Annotated in this window: 16 protein-coding genes and 1 pseudogene; 15 read left to right on the forward strand and 2 right to left on the reverse strand. The window is 68.1% G+C overall.

Going from position 1 to position 22,121, the window contains the following annotated elements; translation table 11 throughout:
• The 9 genes and pseudogenes from VGS97_RS19025 to fxsT form a co-directional block, all read left to right on the forward strand.
• Positions 1–343: pseudogene (locus VGS97_RS19025) on the forward strand (ABC transporter permease); the annotation flags it as partial.
• A 25-nt stretch (positions 344–368) separates the two neighbouring features.
• Positions 369–1,106, forward strand: a complete 738-nt coding sequence (locus VGS97_RS19030; protein WP_326854929.1) for an ABC transporter ATP-binding protein — start codon at positions 369–371, stop codon at positions 1,104–1,106.
• A gap of 125 nt (positions 1,107–1,231) precedes the next feature.
• A complete protein-coding gene (locus tag VGS97_RS19035; protein ID WP_326854930.1) occupies positions 1,232–2,023 on the forward strand; it encodes a response regulator transcription factor in 792 nt (263 codons plus the stop codon).
• On the forward strand, positions 2,020–3,465 hold the full coding sequence (locus VGS97_RS19040; RefSeq protein ID WP_326854931.1) for a HAMP domain-containing sensor histidine kinase: 1,446 nt from the start codon (positions 2,020–2,022) through the stop codon (positions 3,463–3,465). The genes VGS97_RS19035 and VGS97_RS19040 overlap by 4 nt, the downstream gene beginning before the upstream one ends.
• Positions 3,466–3,913: 448 nt before the next feature.
• Entirely contained in the window at positions 3,914–4,063 is a 150-nt protein-coding gene (locus tag VGS97_RS19045; protein WP_326854932.1) for a hypothetical protein, read from the forward strand.
• Positions 4,064–4,097: 34 nt separating this feature from the next.
• Positions 4,098–6,497 carry an FxsB family cyclophane-forming radical SAM/SPASM peptide maturase gene (locus VGS97_RS19050; RefSeq protein WP_326854933.1) on the forward strand — a complete coding sequence of 800 codons (2,400 nt, stop codon included), beginning with the start codon at positions 4,098–4,100 and terminating at the stop codon, positions 6,495–6,497.
• The gene (locus tag VGS97_RS19055; RefSeq protein WP_326854934.1) at positions 6,494–7,285 is read left to right on the forward strand and encodes an AAC(3) family N-acetyltransferase; all 792 of its coding nucleotides are present in this window, start codon (positions 6,494–6,496) and stop codon (positions 7,283–7,285) included. The genes VGS97_RS19050 and VGS97_RS19055 overlap by 4 nt, the downstream gene beginning before the upstream one ends.
• Positions 7,286–7,387: 102 nt before the next feature.
• The gene (locus tag VGS97_RS19060) at positions 7,388–8,749 is read left to right on the forward strand and encodes a TIR-like protein FxsC (RefSeq protein ID WP_326854935.1); all 1,362 of its coding nucleotides are present in this window, start codon (positions 7,388–7,390) and stop codon (positions 8,747–8,749) included.
• Positions 8,749–12,699, forward strand: coding sequence for an FxSxx-COOH system tetratricopeptide repeat protein (gene fxsT / locus VGS97_RS19065; protein WP_326854936.1), 3,951 nt, complete (start codon positions 8,749–8,751; stop codon positions 12,697–12,699). Before VGS97_RS19060 ends, fxsT begins: the two co-directional genes overlap by 1 nt.
• A 117-nt stretch (positions 12,700–12,816) precedes the next feature.
• On the opposite strand, the gene VGS97_RS19070 is transcribed toward fxsT, so the two are convergent.
• The gene (locus VGS97_RS19070) at positions 12,817–13,629 is read right to left on the reverse strand and encodes an alpha/beta fold hydrolase (RefSeq protein WP_326854937.1); all 813 of its coding nucleotides are present in this window, start codon (positions 13,627–13,629) and stop codon (positions 12,817–12,819) included.
• 553 nt (positions 13,630–14,182) lie between these two features.
• On the opposite strand from VGS97_RS19070, the gene VGS97_RS19075 reads away from it, so the two are divergent.
• A complete protein-coding gene (locus tag VGS97_RS19075; protein WP_326854938.1) occupies positions 14,183–14,941 on the forward strand; it encodes a hypothetical protein in 759 nt (252 codons plus the stop codon).
• Between the two features lie 86 nt (positions 14,942–15,027).
• On the opposite strand, the gene VGS97_RS19080 is transcribed toward VGS97_RS19075, so the two are convergent.
• Positions 15,028–17,292 carry an ATP-dependent RecD-like DNA helicase gene (locus VGS97_RS19080; protein ID WP_326854939.1) on the reverse strand — a complete coding sequence of 755 codons (2,265 nt, stop codon included), beginning with the start codon at positions 17,290–17,292 and terminating at the stop codon, positions 15,028–15,030.
• Between the two features lie 474 nt (positions 17,293–17,766).
• Here VGS97_RS19080 and VGS97_RS19085 point away from each other — a divergent pair, with 474 nt between their 5' ends.
• The 5 genes from VGS97_RS19085 (at position 17,767) to VGS97_RS19105 (ending at position 21,992) form a co-directional block, all read left to right on the forward strand.
• Complete coding sequence (locus VGS97_RS19085) at positions 17,767–19,101, forward strand: carbohydrate ABC transporter substrate-binding protein (protein ID WP_326854940.1); 1,335 nt, start codon at positions 17,767–17,769, stop codon at positions 19,099–19,101.
• Positions 19,102–19,144: 43 nt separating this feature from the next.
• Positions 19,145–20,152, forward strand: coding sequence for a sugar ABC transporter permease (locus tag VGS97_RS19090; RefSeq protein ID WP_326854941.1), 1,008 nt, complete (start codon positions 19,145–19,147; stop codon positions 20,150–20,152).
• A complete protein-coding gene (locus VGS97_RS19095) occupies positions 20,149–21,108 on the forward strand; it encodes a carbohydrate ABC transporter permease (protein ID WP_326854942.1) in 960 nt (319 codons plus the stop codon). Before VGS97_RS19090 ends, VGS97_RS19095 begins: the two co-directional genes overlap by 4 nt.
• A gap of 60 nt (positions 21,109–21,168) precedes the next feature.
• Positions 21,169–21,534 (forward strand): hypothetical protein, encoded by a 366-nt coding sequence (locus VGS97_RS19100; protein ID WP_326854943.1) that lies wholly within the window; start codon positions 21,169–21,171, stop codon positions 21,532–21,534.
• Between the two features lie 62 nt (positions 21,535–21,596).
• Positions 21,597–21,992, forward strand: a complete 396-nt coding sequence (locus VGS97_RS19105) for a hypothetical protein (RefSeq protein WP_326854944.1) — start codon at positions 21,597–21,599, stop codon at positions 21,990–21,992.
• Positions 21,993–22,121: the final 129 nt, after the last annotated feature.

The raw sequence follows: 22,121 nt of genomic DNA on the forward strand, positions 1-22,121 counted from the left end.
CACCGGCCTGATCGGCGGCGCGCTCGGCATCGGCCTCGGCTTCGCCGCCGCGTTCGTGATCGACAAGGTCGCGCCGAGCCTGACGGCGTCCACCGGCGGGATCTCCGCGCCGACCGGAAACGGGCTGCCCGGCGGCGGCAATGGGCCCGGCGGCGCAGGTGGCGGCGGGTTCCGCCAACTCGGCTCGCAGTCGGTCACGGTGCACCTCTCGGCGCCCGTCGCGCTCAACGTCCTGCTGCTCGCGGTGGGCCTGGCCGTGCTCGGCGGCCTGATCGCCGGCGGTTTCGGCGGCTGGCGCGCGTCCTGCCTGCGTCCCGCCGACGCCCTGCGCAAGGTCGCCTGACCCCTCCCCGAAAGAGACCACTGACATGTACCAAGTCACCGGCGTGACCAAGCAGTACAACCGCGGCAAGGATGTCGTGCACGCGCTGCGCGGCGTGGATGTCGCGATCCCGGACGGCGACATGCTCGTCATCCAGGGCCCGACCGGTCACGGGAAGTCCACCCTGCTCCAGCTGCTCGGCGGGCTGGACCGACCGACGGCCGGCAGCCTGGTGTTCGACGGGCGCGACCTGGCGAAGCTGAGCGAGACGCAGCTGACCAGGCTGCGCGCGGAGAACTTCGGCTACGTCTTCCAGTCCTTCAACCTGATCCCGACGCTGACCGCGCAGGAGAACGTCGAGACGGCGCTCGTCCCGCTCGGCGTGCCCGCGCAGCAACGGCGCGAACGCGCGGCGCGCGCGCTGGCCGAGGTCGGCCTCGGCGACCGGGCAGGCCATCTCCAGACGGAGCTGTCCGGCGGCCAGCAGCAGCGGGTCGCCATCGCGCGGGCGCTGGTCAAGGAGCCCAAGGTGATCCTGGCCGACGAGCCCACCGGAAACCTGGACGAGGACACCCGCGACGAGATCTTCGTCGTGCTCGAAGCGCTGTGGCGGGAGCACAGTCTCACCGTGATCCTGGTGACCCACGATTCGGCGATCGCCCGCCGGGTGCCCCGCCTGGCGCTGATCAAGAACGGGAAGCTGACCATCAAACGGGAGCGGACGCCGCAGCCAACGCCGCCCGAGGCTCGCAGCACCAGCACAGCGCCTGTTCACGCAGATTGACCGGCCAGGCCCGGCCACAACGAGTCAAGCATTTGCCCTAGTCACATCCTGTTCTCACCCTCCTCTCATGAGAGATTGCGAGGGTGAGAACAGCTTGAACGGCACGAAAAAGATACGGAGGGTCGATGTCCGCGAACGAGACGAGCAGCCGGAGCCTGGTCGTCGACGATGAGCCCGCGGTGCGCGAGGCACTGCGCGCCGGGCTTGAGTTCGAGGGCTACGAGGTCGCCATGGCCGGCGACGGCCTCGGCGCGCTGGAGGCGATCGCCAAACAGCTGCCCGACGCGATCGTGCTCGACGTGATGATGCCGCGCATGGACGGCCTGACCGTCCTTCGCAGGCTGCGCTCCTTCGACGCAGCGCTGCCTGTACTGCTACTCACCGCGCGTGACACCGTCGGCGACCGGGTCACCGGGTTGGACGTAGGCGCCGACGACTACCTGACCAAGCCGTTCGACCTGGACGAGTTGTACGCCCGGCTGCGTGCCCTACTACGCCGCGGCGCCCTTCTCACCGAGGCCGCGCAACCCGCAGACGCCTTGTCGGACGTGCTCTCCTACGCAGACCTGCGGATGGACATCCTCACCCGGGAAGTCAGCCGGGGCGAGCGCGGCATCGAACTGACCCGCACCGAGTTCAACCTGCTGGAGATGTTCCTGCGGCACCCACGCCAGGTGCTGGCCCGCGAACAGCTGCTCGCGTCGATCTGGGGCTTCGACTTCGGCCCGACGTCCAACTCGCTGGACGTGTACGTGATGTACCTGCGCCGCAAGACCGAGTCCGGCGGCGAGCCAAGGCTGCTGCACACGGTGCGCGGCGTGGGCTACGTGCTGCGCGTAGACACCACGGCGGGAACCACCACTCGCTCGGACGCACACGACAGCACCCACGGCGCCATCCACGGTGGCACGTCGTGAAGCTGCCCCGACCGGGCGGTGTACTGAAGAAGCTCTCGCTACGCGGCCGCTTCGCCCTGCTCTCAGCCGTCTCGGTGTCGATAGCGATCATCGTTGCCGCGCTCGCCTCGTACTTCCTGGTCTCCGCGCAGCTCAACAACCAAGTGAACCAGGTCCTCGCCCGAATACGGCCGCCAGACCTCCGTGCTCTCGCCGGCTCGACAGCGCCGGCCCAGAACTGCGGAGCAGGAGCCTTCCAAGGCTTCCCCGGCGACGAGGGCGGTGGTCCGGCCGGCGGCCCCAGCAGCCCATTCAGCCTCGAATACGTCGACGCGGCCGGACATTCCTGCGCGACCAACAGCGACCTGAGCGTGAAGCCCTCGGACACACAGAAAGCCGTCGCGGCCGGAACTCTCCAAGCCCCGCTGAACCACGGGGTCTTCTACGACACGTACACCACCGGCGGCGAACACGTACGGGTCTATACGGTCCAAATCGTCACCGGAACGGCCGTGTCCAACATCGGCTCGCTGAGCGAAGTCGACTCCGCACTGAGCCAACTGACGCTGTGGCTCGTGGTGGCCGCCGCCGGAGGAGTCGCGGTGGCGACCATGGCGGGCCTCGTCGTCGCCCGCTCCGCGGTCAAGCCGGTCCGCCGGCTCACCCGGGCGGTCGAACACGTGGCCCGCACCGAGGACCTGTCCGTCAAACTGCCGATCGACGGCAAGGACGAGATCAACCGCCTGGGCGCCGCGTTCAACAATTTGACCAGATCCCTGGCCACCTCCCGCGACCGCCAGCGCCGTCTGATCGCCGACGCCGGCCACGAACTGCGCACCCCGCTGACCTCGCTACGCACCAACGTGGACCTGCTCATACGCAGCGAGCGCACCGGACGCGAGCTACCCGCCGGACGCCGCGAGACCATGCTGGTCAGCGTCGACCAGCAACTCCACGAGCTCTCCGGCCTGGTGACCGACCTGCTGGAGTTGGCCCGCGGCCAAGAGCGCGGCACAAGGCGCACCATGCGCGTAGCGCTACACGAAAGCGTCAGCCGCGCAATCGACCGCGCCAGGCTACGCGGCCCCGGCCTGCACTTCGACATCGCCATAGAACCCTGGTTCGTTCAGGGCGACCCGACCGCCGTGGACCGCGCCGTGCTCAACCTCCTCGACAACGCGGTGAAGTTCTCGCCGGCCGAAGGCACAGTCACCGTCCGCCTCCACGCCGGCGAGTACACGGTCACCGACCAGGGCCCCGGCATCGACCCTGCCGACCTGCCCTATGTCTTCGACCGCTTCTGGCGCTCCGAAAGCGCTCGCTCGCTCCCCGGCTCCGGTCTCGGCCTGGCCATCGTCTCGCACGTCGCCGAGGAGTCCGGCGGCAAGGTGAGCCTCCAGCCGGCTCCCGGCGGCGGCACCGTCGCGCGACTGTGGCTGCCGGGAAACGCTGGGCTTGCCTGACGCGTCGTGACTCGCGACGATTGGGGTACGGAGGGGAAGCCGACGGCGCCCGTTCGCTCGTCAAAAGTGTGCCAGCGTCAGTGCGAGCGCGGTGGCGAAAGCTGGCGAATACGACGAAACGCGGGGTGATTTCCGCGAGTCGGCAGCGGCGGCCATCAGCCGAATACATACTGCCTGGTGCGCGTAAAGACGCTCGGGGGGTGGTTTGGTCGCCGTTTCATGACAGATTTTGGTTGTTCGGCACAACAAACGGACAATCGGCCTTTCAGGCACACAAAATCATCACCTTAGCGATCCAGCTTGACTCGGTCAAGACACATGTGCAAGATGGCCTCGGACACAACTGCGAGCGATGGAATGATCACCCATAACCCTCTAACGCAGTGCTGGTCTGATCTTCCGCGCCGCGGAGGTCTTTCCTATGCGCTAGACGGGTTGGTGACAGATCATGAACGCAATTGTGGAGACGCAGTCGGAGCTGGTGTCTGTGGTCTCGGATCTGCGGCACGTGCCGCTGACCGAGCTGGTTCGCGCGCGGGAGGCGCAGCTGGCGGCCGCCGGCCAGTCCACCGCCGGGGCTTTCAACTCCTCGATCTGAGGCCGTACTTGCGATCGCGCCGGCTGGATGCCTGATGACGCACATACTGCCGTTCCGACAGTTCGTGCTGAAGGTGCACAGCCGGTGCGATCTTGCGTGCGATCACTGCTACATCTACGAGCACGCCGACCAGAGTTGGCGGGGCCGCCCCAAGGCGATTTCCGACGCGACGGCGTCACTCGTCGCCGAGCGAATTGCCGAACACGCGGTTGCACATCAACTTCCGGAAGTTCACGTCGTTCTCCACGGTGGCGAGCCGTTGTTGCTCGGACTGGAGCGCACGCGCACCGTTCTGACTGTGTTACGCGACCGGATCGAACCGGTAACGCGATTAGATCTGCGCATCCACACTAATGGAGTACTCCTCGACGCCGAATTCTGCGCGTTGTTCGCCGAATTCGGCGTCCGCGTCGGCGTCTCCCTGGATGGGGACCGCGCTTCGAACGACCGACACCGGCGTTTCGCGAACGGGCGAAGCAGCCATTCGGACGTATTGCGCGCGCTGGCTTTGTTACGCCGTCCGCAGTTCGCACGCCTGTACGCGGGAATTCTCTGCACGATCGATATCGGCAATGATCCGGTCGCCGTATACGAAGCACTGGCGGCCGAGCGGCCCCCACGGGTCGACCTGCTGCTGCCGCACGCCACCTGGGACACTCCACCCACTCGGCCCAACGCGGCACGCGCGCAGTACGCCGATTGGCTAATCGCGGTGTTCGACCGTTGGCAGGCCGACGGCTCGCCGTTCCCCATCCGCACCTTCGACTCGATCCTCGCCGTCCTGCGCGGCGAGCCCAGTCAGACCGAATCCCTCGGCCTGACACCGTCGGATCTGCTGGTGATCGAGACCGACGGCGCCATCGAGCAGGCGGATTCGCTCAAGACGGCCTTCGACGGCGCAGCCGCCACCGGCCTGAACATCGCGGACCACACGCTCGACGAAGCCGCCGAGCACGAAGGCATCGAGGCCCGTCAGCAGGGATTGGCCGGGCTGTGCAGGACGTGCCGTTTATGTCCCGTCGTCGATGTTTGTGGCGGTGGCCTCTACGCGCATCGCTTCCGCAGCGGGACCGGCTTCGCGAATCCGTCGGTGTACTGCGATGACCTCAAGGCGACCATCCTGCACGTCCGCAGCCGTACGACCACGGTGAGAGAGCCTTCGCACGCGCTGCACGCAGCCGATTTCGACGGGCTCGCGTCCGGCTACGGATCCGGCGAAGCCGTCAGGAGCCTGGCCGAGAGTCAGGACTCGATCCGCCGGAAGCTCGTCGGCACGCTGATCGCCGAGACCCGCTCGACCGCTTCTCTCGCCGCCGCAGGTGATCTGCTCGCCGAACTCGACTCCCGCGCCCCGCAGGCGGTGGAGAGGGTTCTGCGACACTCTCGCACGAGAGCCTGGGCGGCCGAATGCCTCGACGCGCTGCACGCCGGCCGAGCGCAGGCAGTAAGGCTGAACCACCTCAATGCGCTCGCCGCCGCAGCAGCTGTGCTTGCGGGCGCCACGGCCGAGTTGACGGTCCCCGTCGTCGCAGGCGCCGTGCGGCTGCCCATGGTCGGATCGTTCCCGACACGCGGCCAGAGCGACGCCTTGGTGTCCATCACGGGCTCCGGAATCACGATCACCTGCGACACCGACCGCTTGCGGCTGGAATTCGGCGACCCGACGCCCGACCCCGCATGGCAGCCGGTCCACCGTCTGGCCACCCGAGACTTCGACATCTGCCTGGAAGAGGCCGACGCCTACTCGGAACACCAGGGATCCGAGATCGGTCGGATTTCGGCTACCGAGGCGAAGGCCTGGCAGTCCGGATTCGCGGACGCGATCGACCTGCTGGCAGCGGGCATGCCTGCCTACCTGCCCGGGCTGCAAGCTGGACTCAGGGCGCTGATGCCGCTCGGCGCGTCGCGGCCCGACCCGGCCGCCGCCACGAGAGAATCGTTCGGTGTGGTCGGCGCGGTCCTGTCCGAGGATCCCGCGGCATTGGCACTCCAGTTGGTACACACGTTCCAGCGCGTCAAAATCGGCGGGATCCTCGACCTCTTCCACCTGTTCGACCGTTCCGCGAGCGTCGCGGTGTACAACACGCCTTGGCACCCGGATCCGCTGCCGCTCTCGGGGATGCTGGAGGAGGCATACGTCGGCGTCGGGGTGACCGAGTTCTGGCGGACCGCTCGAAGTGCCGGCGGCACCACAACGGAGGCTCTCGCGCAGGCCGAGTTCGCCCGATGGCGGCGAGACACCGCCGACGCGGTTGGGCAGTTGCGCGACTGCGCAGACCTCACCGACCTCGGCCGACGGTTCGTCGACGGGATGCAGCTCACCGTCACGACCTGGTTCGACGATCCGGCCGGCCAGCCGGTGCAAGCCGCGCTGCGGCAAACCGGGGCTCTCCCCCGCGCCGAACCCGAAACCGGCCTGCGAGCTCAGCGTTGACCACGGGCTCGGACCGCCGAGCCCTGGCCGCGCACCTCGAAGCGCTCGGGCTCGCAGCAGGCGACATCGTGCTCGTGCACGCCTCGCTACGCCACGTCGCCCCGCGCCCCGCGACGGCGTCGACGGTCATCCAAGCCCTGCTCGACGTGCTCGGCCCCGCCGGAACGCTCGTCGTGCCGACTCAGACCGCTTGGAACTCGACCACGTCCCGGGTTCACCGGGAGGCGGTGGCTGCGCTCAGCGAACAGGAGCAGCTCGAATATCGGATGGCGCTGCCGAGATTCGACCCGCTCACCACGCCGTCGAGCGGGATGGGCGCGTTGGCAGAAGGCGTCAGGACCCTGCCAGGCGCCTGCCGCAGCACCCATCCGCAGACCTCCTTCGCCGCGATCGGTCAGCAGGCTGATATACTGACCGCCGTCCACGACCTGGACTGCCACCTCGGACCGCGCTCCCCGATGGGCGCGCTCCACAAGGCGGACGCGCGGGTGCTGCTGCTCGGCGTCGGCTACTCGGTCTGCACGACGTTCCATCTGGCCGAATACCGGTACAAACTGCGGCCGAAGCGCAGTTACGAATGCCGGATCGCCGACGCGCCGGGAGACGGATGGACCGAATTCGAGGACATCGAACTGGACGACGGCGAGTTCGGCCAACTCGGCAAGGAATTCGAACACGCGTCCGAGCAGGTCCGCGCCGGGCTGGTCGGAAACGCCGAATGCCGGCTCTTCCGGGTCCGCGAGGCAGTTGAGTTCGCCGAGCGGTGGATGCGCCGGTTCGCTCCATAGCGCGGGTGGCGCGATGTTTCACCGCCGCTGCCCGTGGATACCAGAGTTCTTACAACTGGGGCAGCCGGGCGGCACAGACGCCTGGGGGAGGGAGGCGGAGTCGTGCCGTCGCGTCCGGAGGCCGGAGCCGATGTGCCGCCGTTGTATTTCTTCCTCAGTTATGCGCACAGCAGCGGTGTGGGCACCCACGACCGTTTCGACCGCGACGCGCTGGTCCGGCGCTTCGAGGAGGATCTGGGCATCGCGGTGATCGAACGGGCCCGGCATCCGCGGGCGATCGTGCCCGGCCACTCGGACGCCCACATCCCGCTGGGCGGCAACTGGCCGATCCGGCTGGCGAGCGCGCTGGCCGTCTGCCGTACCTTCGTCGCGCTCTACAGCGCCGAGTACTTCGACAGCCAGGACTGCGGCAAGGAGTGGAGCGCGTTCGCGGAGCGGATCAACCGCGACTTCGTGCGGTACAACGAGGACCGGGAAGCGTTCATCCCGGTGCTCTGGCTGCCGATCCGGCCGGAGTCGGTCCCGCAGGCGATCAGGAACGTGCAGTACACGCATCCTGATTTAGGACCGGAATACCACCAGCACGGCCTGCGCTACCTGATGACCCACCGGGAACTGCGAGAGCGGTACCACCGGGTGGTGGACTTCTTCGCCAGCCGGATCACGTTCGTCGCGGAGGACAACGCCCCGTCGACCTCCGTCCCGGCGCCGATCTACCAGGACCTGCCCAACGCGTTCGCGAAGACGAATCCCGCCGACGGGCAAGTACCGCTCACGGAGCGGCCCAAAGTCCGGATCGTGGTCGCCGCTCCGCGCGCGGGGCGATTACCCCGGGGCTGCGATCCCGAACTCTACGGCGACGATGCGGTGCACTGGCGGCCGTACCTGCCGCACTACGAGGGAGAAGTCGCCCAGACCGCCAAACGGCTGGCCGAAGCCCTGCATTTCTATGCCTTCATCGAGAGCGCCGAGCGCTGCCGGGAACTGATCCCGACGACGGAGGCGACCGCACCGACGATCCTGATCGTCGACCCGTGGGCGGCGCAGCAGCCGGACCTCCAGCAGAAGCTGGCCGCGTTCGACCGGCGCACCGTGGACAAGAGCTGGGTGCGCCTGGTCATCCCGTGGAACCGGACGAACCGGCACTCGATAGCCGCCGAGGTCGATCTGGAGAGCAGGCTGGAGAGCACGCTTTCGAGAACGCGGGCACGATGCCGCTTCGAAACGCCCCGGGCCGTGGACGGCCTGGAGACGATCGAGGATCTTATTAATGACCTGCCATCGGTGCTCTGGGCCGCCGAACGGCACTACCTGGGCCTCGCGAAGCCGTTTCCGCCCAGCAGCCCCAGTTCCACGCCGCCCCGAAAGCGGCTGCGGCTGCGTGCGCCGGGCCTCGGGCCCGGCGGCCTGCGCGCGAACGGCAAGGGCTACGACGAACCGCATGCACCCTCGGAGGACCGGTAATGACAGCGCCCCGCAACGGGAAGATCGTCACCTTCTACTCGTACAAGGGCGGTACCGGGCGCACGATGGCCCTGGCGAACACCGCGTGGATCCTGGCCAGCACCGGCAAGCGGGTACTCGCGGTGGACTGGGACCTGGAGTCCCCGGGTCTGCACCGGTTCTTCCACCCCTTCCTGGACCTCGCCGCGGTGGCCGACACCCCCGGCGTCATCGACATGATCCGGCAGTACCGGTTCGCGACCACCGTCGAGAAGCCCGGCCGGCCGCTCGACTGGCACCGCGAGTACGCCAAGGTCGGTGAGAACACCGTCTCGATCGAGTGGGAGTTCCCGCACGGCGGCGTCCTGCACTTCATGTCGGCGGGCAGCCAGAACCAGGACTACTCGGCGACGCTGGCCGGCATCGACTGGGACGAGTTCTACGAAATGCGCGGCGGCGGGGAGTTCTTCGACGCGATGCGCGACGAGATGAGCCGCAACTACGACTACACGCTCATCGACAGCCGGACCGGTCTGAGCGACGTGGCGGAGATCTGCACGCTGCACTTCCCGCACATCCTGGTGACCTGCTTCACCCTCAGCGACCAGGGCATCGACGGCGCCGCCACGGTCGCCCAGCACATCGACACGCAGTACGCCGCCCGCGGGATCAGGATCCTGCCGGTACCCACCCGCATCGACGAGGGCGAGAAGGAGAAGGCCGACGCCGGGCGCGCGCTGGCCCGCAACCGCTTCATATCGCTGCCCAGGGGAATGACAGACGCGGAACGCACCCTGTACTGGGGTTCGGTGGAAGTGCCGTACCGCCCGTTCTACGCATACGAGGAGACGCTCGCCACATTCGGCGACCGCCCGGGTCTGCCCAACTCGCTGTTGTCCACCTTCGAGCGGCTGGCCGGCTACATCACCGACGGCGAGGTGACCGCGGCCGATCCGATTCCGGAGGCGGAGCGCCAGCGCGTACTCGGTGCGTTCACCCGCCGCCGTCCACCGCACCCGGGCGACATCGTGCTCAGTTACGTGCCCGAGGACCGCATGTGGGCCGAGTGGATCTCGGCACTGCTGGAGCAGGCGGGAATACGGACCGTGCAGTTCGACGCGGACAGCCCGGAGTCGCAAAGCACCGCGGCCACCCTTTCGCGCAACCGGACCGTGGCCATCGTCTCGCCGTCGTATCTGATCTCGCGCAACACGCTCGCGTTCGCCCGTGCGGTCGCCGACACCGACCCGTCGCGCAGCCGCGGCCAGCTGATCGCGATCAACGTCGCCGAAGTCCGCACCGCCGAGCCGTTCGTCGGACGCCCGACAATCGAACTCGGCGGGCTCTCGGCCACCGCCGCCACGGAGGCGGTACTGCGCATCCTCGACCTGCCGGTGCCGTCCACCCCGGCGGACCCGGCCCGGCCGACCCCGCGCTTCCCCGGCGCCGCTCCGCTCGTCTGGAATGTCGGGCCGCGCAACGCCACCTTCACCGGCCGCAACCCGGTGCTGGAGCATCTGCGCAGCCAGCTGGCGTCGAAGAGCGTGTCGGTCGTGCTGCCGGTCGCCTTGCACGGCCTCGGCGGTGTCGGCAAGACGCAGGTGGCACTTGAGTACACGCACCGGTTCAAGGCCGACTACGACTTGATCTGGTGGCTGGACGCCGAGCAGCCGGGACTGATCAGCCAGTCGTTGGCGGAACTGGCCCGCAGGCTCGGCATCCGGGTGGGCGAGAGCGAGGCGGAGGCGGCCCGCGAGGCGCTGGACCGGTTGCGGGTCGGCGGTCCGCCGTACCAGCGCTGGCTGCTCGTCTTCGACAACGCCGACGATCCGAACGACCTGCGGCCATACCTGCCGAGCGGTTCGGGACACACGCTGATCACCTCGCGCAACCAGTCCTGGACGCAGGTGGCCGAGCCGCTCGAAATCGACGTCTTCGCACGCGAGGAGTCGGTGGCCCACCTCTCGCGGCGCCTGCCGACGCTGACCTCGACCGACGCCGACCGGGTGGCGGAGGTCCTCGGCGACCTGCCGCTCGCCGTCGAGGTCGCGTCCGCCTGGCTGTCCGAGACCGGGACCTCGGTGGAGGACTACCTCGTCTCGCTGGAGCAGGAGAGCACCCGGATCCTCTCGCTCGACCAGCCGGCCGGTTACCCGCGCAATCTTGAGGCGACCTGGAAGATCTCGCTCGACCGGCTCGCGGAGCGTTCGAAGGCGGGTTTGCGCCTGCTGCACATGTGCGCCTTCCTCGCCCCGGACATCTCGCTCGACCTGATCTACGGTCAGCAGACGGTGGACGCGCTGGTGCCGCTGGACGGCTCGCTGCGCGTGCCGATGATGCTCGGCCGGGTCACCCAGGAGATCAACCGGCTCGCGCTGGCCAAGATCGACGCGCAGAACAACGAGTTGCAGATCCACCGGCTCATGCAGGCCTATCTGCGCAATCAGCTCGTGCCGGCCGACCGCAGCGACACCGTGCACCTCGTGCACCGGATCCTGGCCGCCGCACGCCCGGCCCGCGGCGACACCGACGACCCACGCAACTGGGACCAGTACGCGCTGATCTGGCCGCACCTGACCCCGTCCGAAGCGGTCACCTGCGACGAAGAGCCGGTACGGCAACTGCTGATCGACTGGGTGCGGTACCAGTGGAAGAGCGGCGCATTCGACAGCGCGCTCGAACTCTCCCAGTTTCTCGACCGCTCCTGGTCGGCCGCCCTGGCCGGACAGACCGCCCAGGCGCCGGGCGACGTGGCGCAGGACCTGCTGCGCCGTCAGCTGCTTCACCTGCGCTTCCACATCGGGAACGTCTACCGCTCCCAGGGCAACTTCCAGAAGGCCCGGGAGATGGACGAAGCCGTCCTCGCCGACCAGCAGCAGGCGCTGCCGTCCAACGACCTGCACACGCTGATGACCGCGGGCGGCCTGGCCGCCGACCTGCGCGGCCTCGGCCTGTTCAAGGACGCGCTGGAGATGGACGAGGCCACGTACAACAGCCTCAAGGAGATCTTCGGCGAGGACCACGAGCGGACCCTGTCCGCGGCCAACAACCTGGCGGTCTCCTGCCGCCTGGTCGGCGACAACATCCGCGCCCGCGACCTGGACCGCGACACGCTGCGCCGGCGGCGCACCGTGCTGGGGCCGAAGCACCCGTACGCGCTGTTCTCGGTCACCGCCCTGGCCCGCGACCTGCGTGAGCTCGGCGAGTACGAGGAATCGATCACGCTGCTTGAGGGCGCGTACCAGGACTATCTGGACGAACTGAACGAGAGCTTCCAGGAGACCCTGCGCACGGCCACGTCGCTGGCCATCTCGCTGCGCGAGGCCGGTCGGCACCCGCGGGCGCGCGATCTCACCGAGCAGACCCTTGAGCGTTACGCGGCCGAGTTCGACACCGAGACTCCGGACGCGCTGGCCTGCAAGATCAACCTCGCCGCCGACCAGGCCGCCACCGGGAACGCCCCGGCGGCCGTGCAGACCACCGCCGAGACGCTCGCCGCGTACGAGGCGCGCTTGGGCGTGGAACACCCGTATTCGCACGTATGCCGCAACAACCTCGCGGTCTATCTGCGGCGAGCCGGCCACGACCACGAGGCGACCGCCGCGATCCGGCAGACGCTGGCCGGCTTCAACCGGTTGTTCGTGTCCGACCATCCGTACGTGCTCTCCGCGTCGGTCAACCTCGCCAACTGCCTGGCATCGCAGGGCGAACACGGCGAGGCTGTGGGCTTGGATCAGAGCACGTACGAAGGGTTCATCAGCAGGCTGGGCGAGACCCACCCGGACACGATGGCCACCGGCCTGAACCTTTCGCTGGACTTCGACGCGCTCGGCGACTCCATCAGAGCACGCACGCTGCGGGACAGGCTGTTGCCCGCGCTCGCGGCGAAGCTGGGCGATGACCATCCGACGGTGGTCGCCGCGCGGCGGTACGAGCGGACGGACCGCGAGTTGGAACCGCAGCCGACCTGACAGTCACGCCGGATCGGCACCAGGCGGATCGGCCGGGACGCGTCAAGCGCCCCGGCCGATCACGGCTGCTCCCCTACTACGTGCGAACCGCGCCTGCGCTACGGCTGTCGCCAGACGTCAGGCGGCGGCGGGTTGCTCCGGCTCCCTATCGCCCTCCGCCAGCCAGCTGAGCACCTGCGGGAGCACGGCCACGGCTCCGAAGTGCGCCGAGTTGCTGTCCAGCACCAGCGAGGCGCTGGGGATGTGCTCGGCGAGCCAGCGGGTGTGCGCGACCGGAGAGAAGACGTCGAGTTCACCGTGCCACATCAGCACCGGGCGCTTGATCTCCTCGACGGAGAAGCCCCAGGGAACGGTGAACGACATGTTGTCGTCGATCCAGCCGGTGTAGGAGTCCTTGAGCGCCTCCGAGAAGTTGTCCACCAGCATGCTGCGGATGCCGAAGTCGGAGACCACTCTGCGGTCGGGTGCGGGAAGGTCGGCCGGCTCGAAGGGCAGTTCCGATGCGGGATCGCTGCGGATGCGGTCGGCGTACGTCCTGATGCGCGCCGCGAGCACTTCGTACCCCGCTTCGGCGTTGTGATATTCGGCCACGTTGGACGGCGTCATGCCCGCGTACCAGTCGAGGCCTTCGGCGTCCCGCGGGGCCAGGCTCACCAGCAAGGCGGCCCGGGTGACGCGGTCGGGCAGCAGTGCGGCACAGGCCAGTGCGTGCGGAGCACCGCCGGAGCGGCCGACCACCGCGAACCGGCCCAGCCCGAGATGGTCGGCGATGGCCTCGACGTCGCTGGCGGCATGTGCCACCGAGCGGCCTTTCAGCGGGTCGGAACCGCCGTAGCCGGGCCGGTCATAGGCGATCAGCCGGATGCCCAGCCGGTAGAGTACGGCAGGCCGCGGGTGAGGACCCATCCGGCTGCCGGGTGTGCCGTGCATCAGAAACACCGGCGCGCCGTTCTGCGCGCCCCAGCTCTCGAATGTCAGAACACGACCGTCCCCAGTCCTTACAACTGACACAGGCGCCCCTCCTGTGGCTCGGCCCTGATCGTGCTTCACGACCAGGGGCCCAGGTTCATTGTCCACTGCATGGCGTTGCGTAACAACGGAGAAACAGATGCCTGTTCGGCCATAACTTCGCAAAGAATGAACTATGGCCCTGAATCGGGTGACGAAGTCCCCTGTCATCACATTCCATTGTCCAACGGTAATATCACCCACTTGACAGCCGAGCACACCTGACGAACAAAGGGTAAATAACTGGCAAAGTCGACCCAAACGATCACAACACCGAGAAGCATGGGTCTGTTCGCCTACCGGGCGACCAAACGGGCCGCGCGTCGTCGAGTCAGAAGCTCTACACCAGTGCCGTCGGCCCGGGTATGGCTTCTTTAGGTTGACATCCCGAAGAGGCGTGGCTGCCCAGAAACAGACATCATGGGAGGATTCGGGCGCTGGCCGACCTTCCTACCTCAACCCCTGGGCAGACCTCATGAGCACCTACATCGCATCGATCGACGCACTGGACGTGAAGGGTCGCTGCGAGATCGCTTCGGTCAGTCTCGTTCACGACGAGCCCGGCTACGAGCCGGAGGTGCTGCTGCCGGATGACGAATGGGGGCCGCTGGCCGCCAAGCAGGTTACTTCACTGCGCCCGCCCGCGGATGCGACGGGCAACATGCTGCACGAGATCATCCGCCTGCCCGTCGGATCGGACGAATTGGCGCGTATTCGCGAGAGTAGTACCGAATACAGTTTGAATCATAGTCAGACTATTAACTTCGATCCGTTCGCCGGGGGGCATGCCAGCACGTTCATCGGCCATGTCGACAGCCCGGGCGGGCAACGCACGACCACCGTGGACCAGCGGTTCGGCAAGCACAACGGAATCCACCTCGACAACTTCGACCAGCTGCCGATCAGTGAACGAGCGAACAGCCGCAGACGCCTGGCGGTCAATCTCGGCCCCGGCCATCGCTTCCTGATCCTCGCCACCAAGGATGTCTGGGACGTCACCGCGGGGAACCAGATTCTCGACGACTACCCGCGCACCGCGGACGTCCGAGAGTTCGTGCGCCGAGGTGGAGCACTCAACTGTGTGCGCATCCGGATCGAACCCGGCGAAGGGTACGTCGCACCGACCGAGGTCGTCCCGCACGACGGCTCGACGAGCGGTATCGGCGTTTCCTCGCGCATCGCGTTCTGGCTCGGCCGCTGGCCGGCCGGCGTGCTTCCGTCCGCCATCTCCTGAGGGCGCCACGTCACGGCCGCCGGTCGTTCGGAGCCGGGAGTCTGACACGGTCCAAGCCGGTCCAAGCCGGTCCAATCCCGCCGCCGTCACCCGGACTGGAGCACACCCGCCAAGCGCAGGTCCAGTGCCGTGTGGCGGCGGCCGGAGCCGGCGGTGCGGATCGCCTGGGCCAGGGCGCGTTCGGAGCCGACGAGCACGACCAGCTTCTTGGCGCGGGTTACCGCGGTGTAGAGGAGGTTGCGCTGGAGCATGGCCCAGGCGCTGGTGGTGACCGGGATGATCACTGCGGGGTATTCCGAGCCCTGCGAGCGGTGCACGGTGACGGCGTAGGCGTGTTGGAGTTCGTCCAGCTCGGCGAAGTCGTAGGGGATCTCCTCGTCTTCGTCGGTGCGGATGGTGAGGCGCTGGGCTTCCTGGTCGATGGCGGTGACTATGCCGCCGGTGCCGTTGAAGACGCCGTTGGCGCCCTTGTCGTAGTTGTTGCGGATCTGGGTGACCTTGTCGCCGACGCGGTAGACGCGGCCGCCGAAGCGGCGCTCGGGGGCGCCGTCGCGGTGCGGGGTGAGTGCCTGCTGGAGCAGGACGTTGAGACTGCCCGCGCCGGCCGGGCCGCGGTGCATGGGGGCCAGGACCTGGATGTCTTTGCGCGGGTCGAGGCCGAACCTGCGCGGTACGCGGTTGACCGCCAGGTCGACGACCAGGGCGGCGGCCTGGTCGGATTCGTCCTCGGTGAACAGGTGGAAGTCCGGGAAGTCGTGCAGCAGCAGCGGCTTGCCCTTGTTGATGCGGTGCGCGTTGACCACCACGCCGGACTGCTGGGCTTGCCGGAAGACCTGGGTCAGGCGGACGCGCGGGATGGGCTCGGCGTCGAGGAGGTCGCGCAGGACCTCTCCGGCGCCGACGCTCGGGAGTTGGTCCACGTCGCCCACCAGGAGCAGGTGCGCGCCGGGAGCCACGGCCTTGGCCAGTTTGTTGGCCAAGAGGAGGTCGAGCATGGACGCCTCGTCCACGACGACCAGGTCCGCGTCCAAGGGGCGGTCCTTGTCGAAGGCCGCGTCGCCGCCGGGTTTGAGTTCCAGCAGGCGGTGCACGGTGGCGGCCTCAACGCCGGTCAGTTCGGCCAGGCGTTTGGCGGCGCGGCCGGTGGGTGCGGCCAGCACCACCTTGGCGCGCTTGGCTTTGGCGAGTTCGACGATGGAGCGCACGGTGAAGGACTTGCCGCAGCCGGGGCCGCCGGTAAGGACGGCGAGCCTGGCGGTGAGCGCGAGGCGGGCGGCCTGTTCTTGTTCGGGGGCCAGGTCGAGGCCGGTGCGGGCGTGCAGCCACGCGAGGGCCTTGGGCCAGTCGACGTCTTGGAACGCGGCCAAGCGGTCGTTGGTGGTGTTCTTGAGGCGAAGCAGTTGCGCGGCCAGCGATACCTCGGCGCGGTGGAAGGGGACCAGGTAGACGGCCTCGGTGTCGGTCCACTCGCCGGGCAGGGTTTCGCGTACGGCGCCTTCAGCGGTGATCAGTTCGTCGAGGCAGGCGGAGGTGAGCTGTGCGTCGACGGTGAGGATTTTGACGGCGGCTTCGATGAGCTTTTCGCGGGGGAGGTAGCAATTTCCGGCGTCGCAGGCTTGGGAGAGGGTGTATTGGATGCCCGCTTTGACGCGCTCCGGGGAGTCGTGCGGGATGCCTACGGAGGTGGCGATGGCGTCCGCGGTCTTGAAGCCGATGCCCCACACGTCGGCGGCGAGCTTGTAAGGCTCGGACTTGACCACGTCGATCGACGCGTCGCCGTACTCCTTGTAAATACGCACGGCGATGGACGTGGTTACGCCGACCGATTGCAGGAAGACCATGACTTCCTTGATGGCCTTCTGCTCAACCCAGGCGTCCGCGATCAGCTTCGTGCGCTTCGGCCCGAGCGTCGGGACCTCGACGAGGCGCTCCGGGTCGGTCTCGATGACGGTCAGCGTGTCGGTGCCGAAGTACTCGACGATGCGTTCGGCGAGCTTGGGGCCGATGCCCTTGATCAGCCCGGAGCCGAGGTAGCGCTGGATCCCCTGGACGGTCGCGGGCAGCACCGTCGTGTAGTTCTCGACGTGGAACTGGCGGCCGTACTGCACGTGCGAACCCCAGCGGCCGCGCATGCGCAGCGACTCGCCCGGCTGCGCGCCGAGCAGCGCGCCGACGACGGTGAGCAGGTCGTCCGAGCCGCGGCCACGCGGTGAATCGGACACAGCGACACGCGCGACGGTGTAGCCGGTCTCCTCGTTGGCGTACGTGATGCGTTCGAGCACGCCTTCGACGACGGCGAGGTGGATGTCGAGACGGCCCTGCGTCGCTTCGTCCGCTGCCTGCGTCGCCATGGACGCAGCTTATCGGGCGGATGGGACAGGCCGGCGGTGAACGAGGAGGTCGGGCCGGGCGGTCGAATACGGTGCGCATGAAAGTTACATCACGGGGTGGCGAAGCAGCGCGAGAACGGCGCGCAGCTTTATCGTTTTAGCGCGGCCGTGCGCGGCTGCGCTCCGGCCGCTTCCATGCTCGTGAGCTCAGGGTTACAGAAGTTGTCTCCCGGGAGGACGCGGCGCGTTGTCCGAATCGTTACCGGGTTGATCCACTGGTTGCGCTGGACGCGGAAACTAAAGCAAGGTTGCATCTCACATGTCATTTCCCGGGCAGAGTCAACGACTTTCCTGGGAACGCACGGTAACTTAGCGAGTCAGGGATCGAGGACGCTGATGTTCACACCCTCTGGCGAACGGGGACAGAGTACCCGCAGCCGTGACGAATCAGAGCGCTCGGGCGGGGGACGCTCGTCCCGCAGACGGCGCCGGGCGGTGGCGGCCACGGCCGCCGCGGCTTCGGCGGCGCTGCTCGCGTCCGCGTGTAGCAGTAGCAGCTCCAACAGCGCGACGCCCGTGCCGACCCTTACCGGCGACTGCGCGCAGTACCAGGCCTACGCGGGCCACTCGGGGACGACGGTGACGATGTTCGCCTCGATCATCAGCCCCGAGTCGGACTCGTTGCAGAAGTCCTGGGCGCAGTTCTCCTCGTGCACTGGGATCAAGATCTCGTACGAGGGCTCGAACGACTTCGAGTCGCAGCTCGGCGTGCGCGTGTCCGGCGGCAACGCGCCGGACCTGGCGGTCATCCCGCAGCCCGGTCTGCTCCAGCAGATGGTCAAGACGCACAAGGTGGCCAAGCCGCCGGCACAGACCGTGGCCAACGAGGCCAAGTGGAACGACGCCTGGAAGTCGTACGGCTCGGTCGACGGCACCTTCTACGCCGCGCCGATGAGCGCGAACATGAAGTCGCTGGTCTGGTACTCGCCCAAGGCGTTCGCCGCGGCCGGCTACCAGGTGCCGACCACGTGGGCCGACCTGATGTCGCTGTCCGCGAAGATCGCCTCGTCCGGCAAGGGCAAGCCGTGGTGCGGCGGCATCGGCTCGGGCACCGCGACCGGCTGGCCGGCCACCGACTGGCTGGAGGAGGTCGTGCTGCGCCAGTCGGGCGGCAGCACGTACGACGACTGGGTCAGCCACAAGGTGAAGTTCTCCGACCCGCCGATCCAGCAGGCCATGCAGACCGTGGCGGGCTGGATGCAGAACCCGGCGTGGGTCAACGGCGGCTTCGGCGGGGTCAAGACCATCGCCACCACGACCTTCCAGGACGCAGGCAAGCCGATCCTCAAGGGCGACTGCTGGATGCTCCAGCAGGCCTCCTTCTACGAGGCGCAGTGGCCGACCGGCACCAAGGTCGCGCAGGACGGCGACGTGTTCGCGTTCTACCTGCCGGCGATGAGCTCGTCCGTCCCGACCCCGGTCGAGGGCGGCGGCGAGTTCGTGACCGCGTTCTCCTCGCGTCCCGAGGTGCAGGCGGTGCAGAACTACCTGTCCACCGCGGCCTGGGCCGACTCCCGGATCAAGGTCGCGCCGGGCTGGGTCTCCGCCAACCAGGGCGTGGACCAGAGCCTGTACAGCGACCCGATCGACCAGCTGTCCGCGAAGTACCTGACCGACCCGAACGCCACCTTCCGGTTCGACGCGTCGGACATGATGCCCGCCGCGGTCGGCTCCGGTGAGGAGTGGAAGGCGTTCACCGCGTGGTTCGGCCAGGGCTGGTCGATCCCGCAGACGGCATCGGACATCGACGGCGCGTGGCCGAGCCAGTGATGTACGTACCCGCACCCGGTCTCCGCATCGCGGAGGCCGGGTGATGTCCGCGCCCACGCCGCATCTGCTCGCCAGCACGGCGGGCGACGCGGCCTCCAAGCTCGGCCAGACCGGCGAGGCCCTCGTGGTCTTCTTCGGCATCGGGCTGGTCATCTTCTACGCAGCCGGCCGGGCCACCGGCCGGCTGCACCGCCCGCTGACCATCGCCGTGCTGCTCGGCCCGGCGGTGATCCTGCTCGCGGTGGGGCTGGTCATCCCGGCGCTGCGCACGATCTACCTGAGCTTCTACAGCGACGACTCCTCGACCTTCGTCGGCGGGAAGAACTTCGGCTGGGCGTTCACCAACGGCTCGGCCCAGCAGGCGCTGCTCAACACCCTGCTGTGGATCGTGATCGCGCCGTTCGTGACCACGCTGCTCGGCCTGCTGCTCGCGGTGCTGGTCGACCGGATGAAGATGCAGTCGCTGTACAAGTCGCTGATCTTCATGCCGATGGCGATCTCCTTCGTCGGCGCGTCGATCATCTGGAAGTTCGTGTACGACTACCGCGACCCGAAGGATCCGCAGACCGGCCTGCTCAGCGAGGTCGTGATGAAGCTGGGCTGGCACAACCCGCCGGACTGGATCCTGAGCCACCCGCTGAACAACTTCCTGCTCATGGTGATCATGGTCTGGGTGCAGACCGGGTTCGCGATGGTGGTCCTGTCCGCCGCGATCAAGGCGATCCCGGACGACATCATCGACGCGGCCAAGGTGGACGGCGCCAAGGGCCTGGCCATGGCGTTTCGGATCACCTTCCCGATGATCCGCAACACCCTGATCGTGGTGCTGACCACGGTCATGATCATCACGCTGAAGCTGTTCGACATCATCCGCACCATGACCGGCGGAAACTTCGGCACCGAGGTGCTGGCGAACGACATGTACTCGCAGACGTTCGTCAACTTCGACAACGGCAAGGGCAGCGCGCTGGCCGTCATCCTGTTCGCCGGAGTGCTGCCGCTGGTCGCCTACAACATCGTCCTGCTGCGACGGGAGAGGCAGATCCGGTGAGTACTCCCGCCGAAGTGGTTTCCCCGACCGCGGTGCGGCCAAGGCCGCCCGCGGCGAAGGCGATCCGCCGCTCGTTCTCCTCGCCGCTGGCCTCGGCGCTGGTCATCGTGCTCACGCTGCTGTGGACGGTGCCCACCTTCGGGCTGCTGGTCGCCTCGTTCCGGCCCTCGGGCCTGTCGGCCACCTCCGGGTGGTGGACGGTGTTCTCGCACCCGCAGCTGACCGCGTCGAACTACAACACGGTGCTGTTCCAGAGCGCCAGCTTCGGCGGCACCACTGGGATCATGCCGTACCTGATCAACTCGCTGGCGATCACGATCCCGGCCACGCTGTTCCCGCTGTCGATCGCCGCGATGGCGGCCTACGTGCTGGCGTGGGTGAAGTTCAAGGGCAGCGACGCGCTGTTCTTCTTCATCTTCGCGCTCCAGGTCGTCCCGTTGCAGATGTCGCTGATCCCGCTGCTCCAGCTGTTCTCCGGCGGGGCGCACATCGGCACCGTGGCGCTGATCCCGGCGCTGAACGTCAGCGGGACCTACGTCTCGCTGTGGTCGGCGCACACCATGTTCGCGCTGCCGCTGGCGATCTACCTGCTGCACAACTTCATCGCCCAGATCCCCCGGGACCTGGTCGAGGCCGGGCTGGTCGACGGAGCGTCACACTTCCGGGTGTTCCGTACGATCATCCTGCCGCTGGCGACCCCGGCGCTGGCCGCGTTCGCCATCTTCCAGTTCCTGTGGGTCTGGAACGACCTGCTGGTGGGCCTGACCTTCGCGGGCGGCACGCCGGCGGTCGCCCCGCTCACCGTTCGGCTGGCCCAGATGACCGGCTCGTTCGGCGGCCGCTGGGAGCTGTTGACGGCGGGCGCGTTCATCGCCATCGTGATCCCGCTGGTGGTGTTCTTCTCCTTGCAGCGCTACTTCGTTCGCGGACTGCTGGCCGGGTCGGTGAAGGGGTAGTGGGCGGGTAGAGCGACAAACGGCGCGAACTGACGGAGCGGAGGCGGAAGGCGGGGCGGGATGCTCACCGGAATCCTGGTCGGCGAGAGTCTTCGGGTGGGGGCCAAGCTGGGCGGCCTGCCGCTGCACCTGCACTGGGTGACCAGTGTCGATGCGGCCGAGCGGGCGCCCGGCCAGCCGCCGCGCTGGACGCTGCTGGAGTTCGGGGCCGACGACGAGACGGCCCCGGACCTGGCGGCGGCGCTGGCCCGCTGCCTCGACCCGGGGCCCTGGTACGCCAAATTCACCACGACGCAGGAGGCCTACGTGGTCTTCGCCGATCGGGTGTTCCATTACGAGCGCGGCGACCGTTCGGGCCGTGCCCGCGCGGTGCAATACGCACGCACGGTGGGCGTGCCCGAGGTGCAGCTCACCTGGAGCGACTGACGCGCCTGTCAGAGCGAGGCCATAGCATCGGCGAACACCACCGAGGTTAAGGAGCCGAGCCGATGCCCAAGTCGGTCGCCGAGAAGCTGCTGGTCAAGCCGAACACGACTCTCTGGGCGTCCCACGCCGACCGGATCGCCCTGATCGGCCCGCTGCCCGACGGCGTGGAGAGCGTCGCGCAGATGGACGCAGCGACGACCGCCCTCGTGTTCGCCGACAGCGCCGCCGCCGCGCACGAGATCCTGACCGAGCACAAGGACCGGCTCGCCGCGCCGGCAGTCTTCTGGGTCCTGTATCCGAAGGCGAACAGGGCGGACATCAACCGCGACACTCTCTGGCCGATCCTCGGCGAATACGGCATGCGCCCGATCAGCCAGGTGGCGGTGGACGACACGTGGTCCGCGCTGCGTTTCCGCCCGCTGCGAGAGGGCGAGGAGCGCTTCGCCGGCGGCGCCTGACGCGCCGTCGCGTCTCGACACACCGCCGATCGCCGCCGGAATCCTTCTCTTCACCCGGTCGTGATACGAACGGCGCTACGCCTCAGAAGGTGCGTGGGGTGGATTGCCGACAGTGCAGCGCATGCGGCT

Origin of the sequence: Actinocrinis sp. (assembly GCF_035946395.1) — a bacterium.
Lineage (GTDB): Bacteria > Actinomycetota > Actinomycetes > Streptomycetales > Catenulisporaceae > Actinocrinis.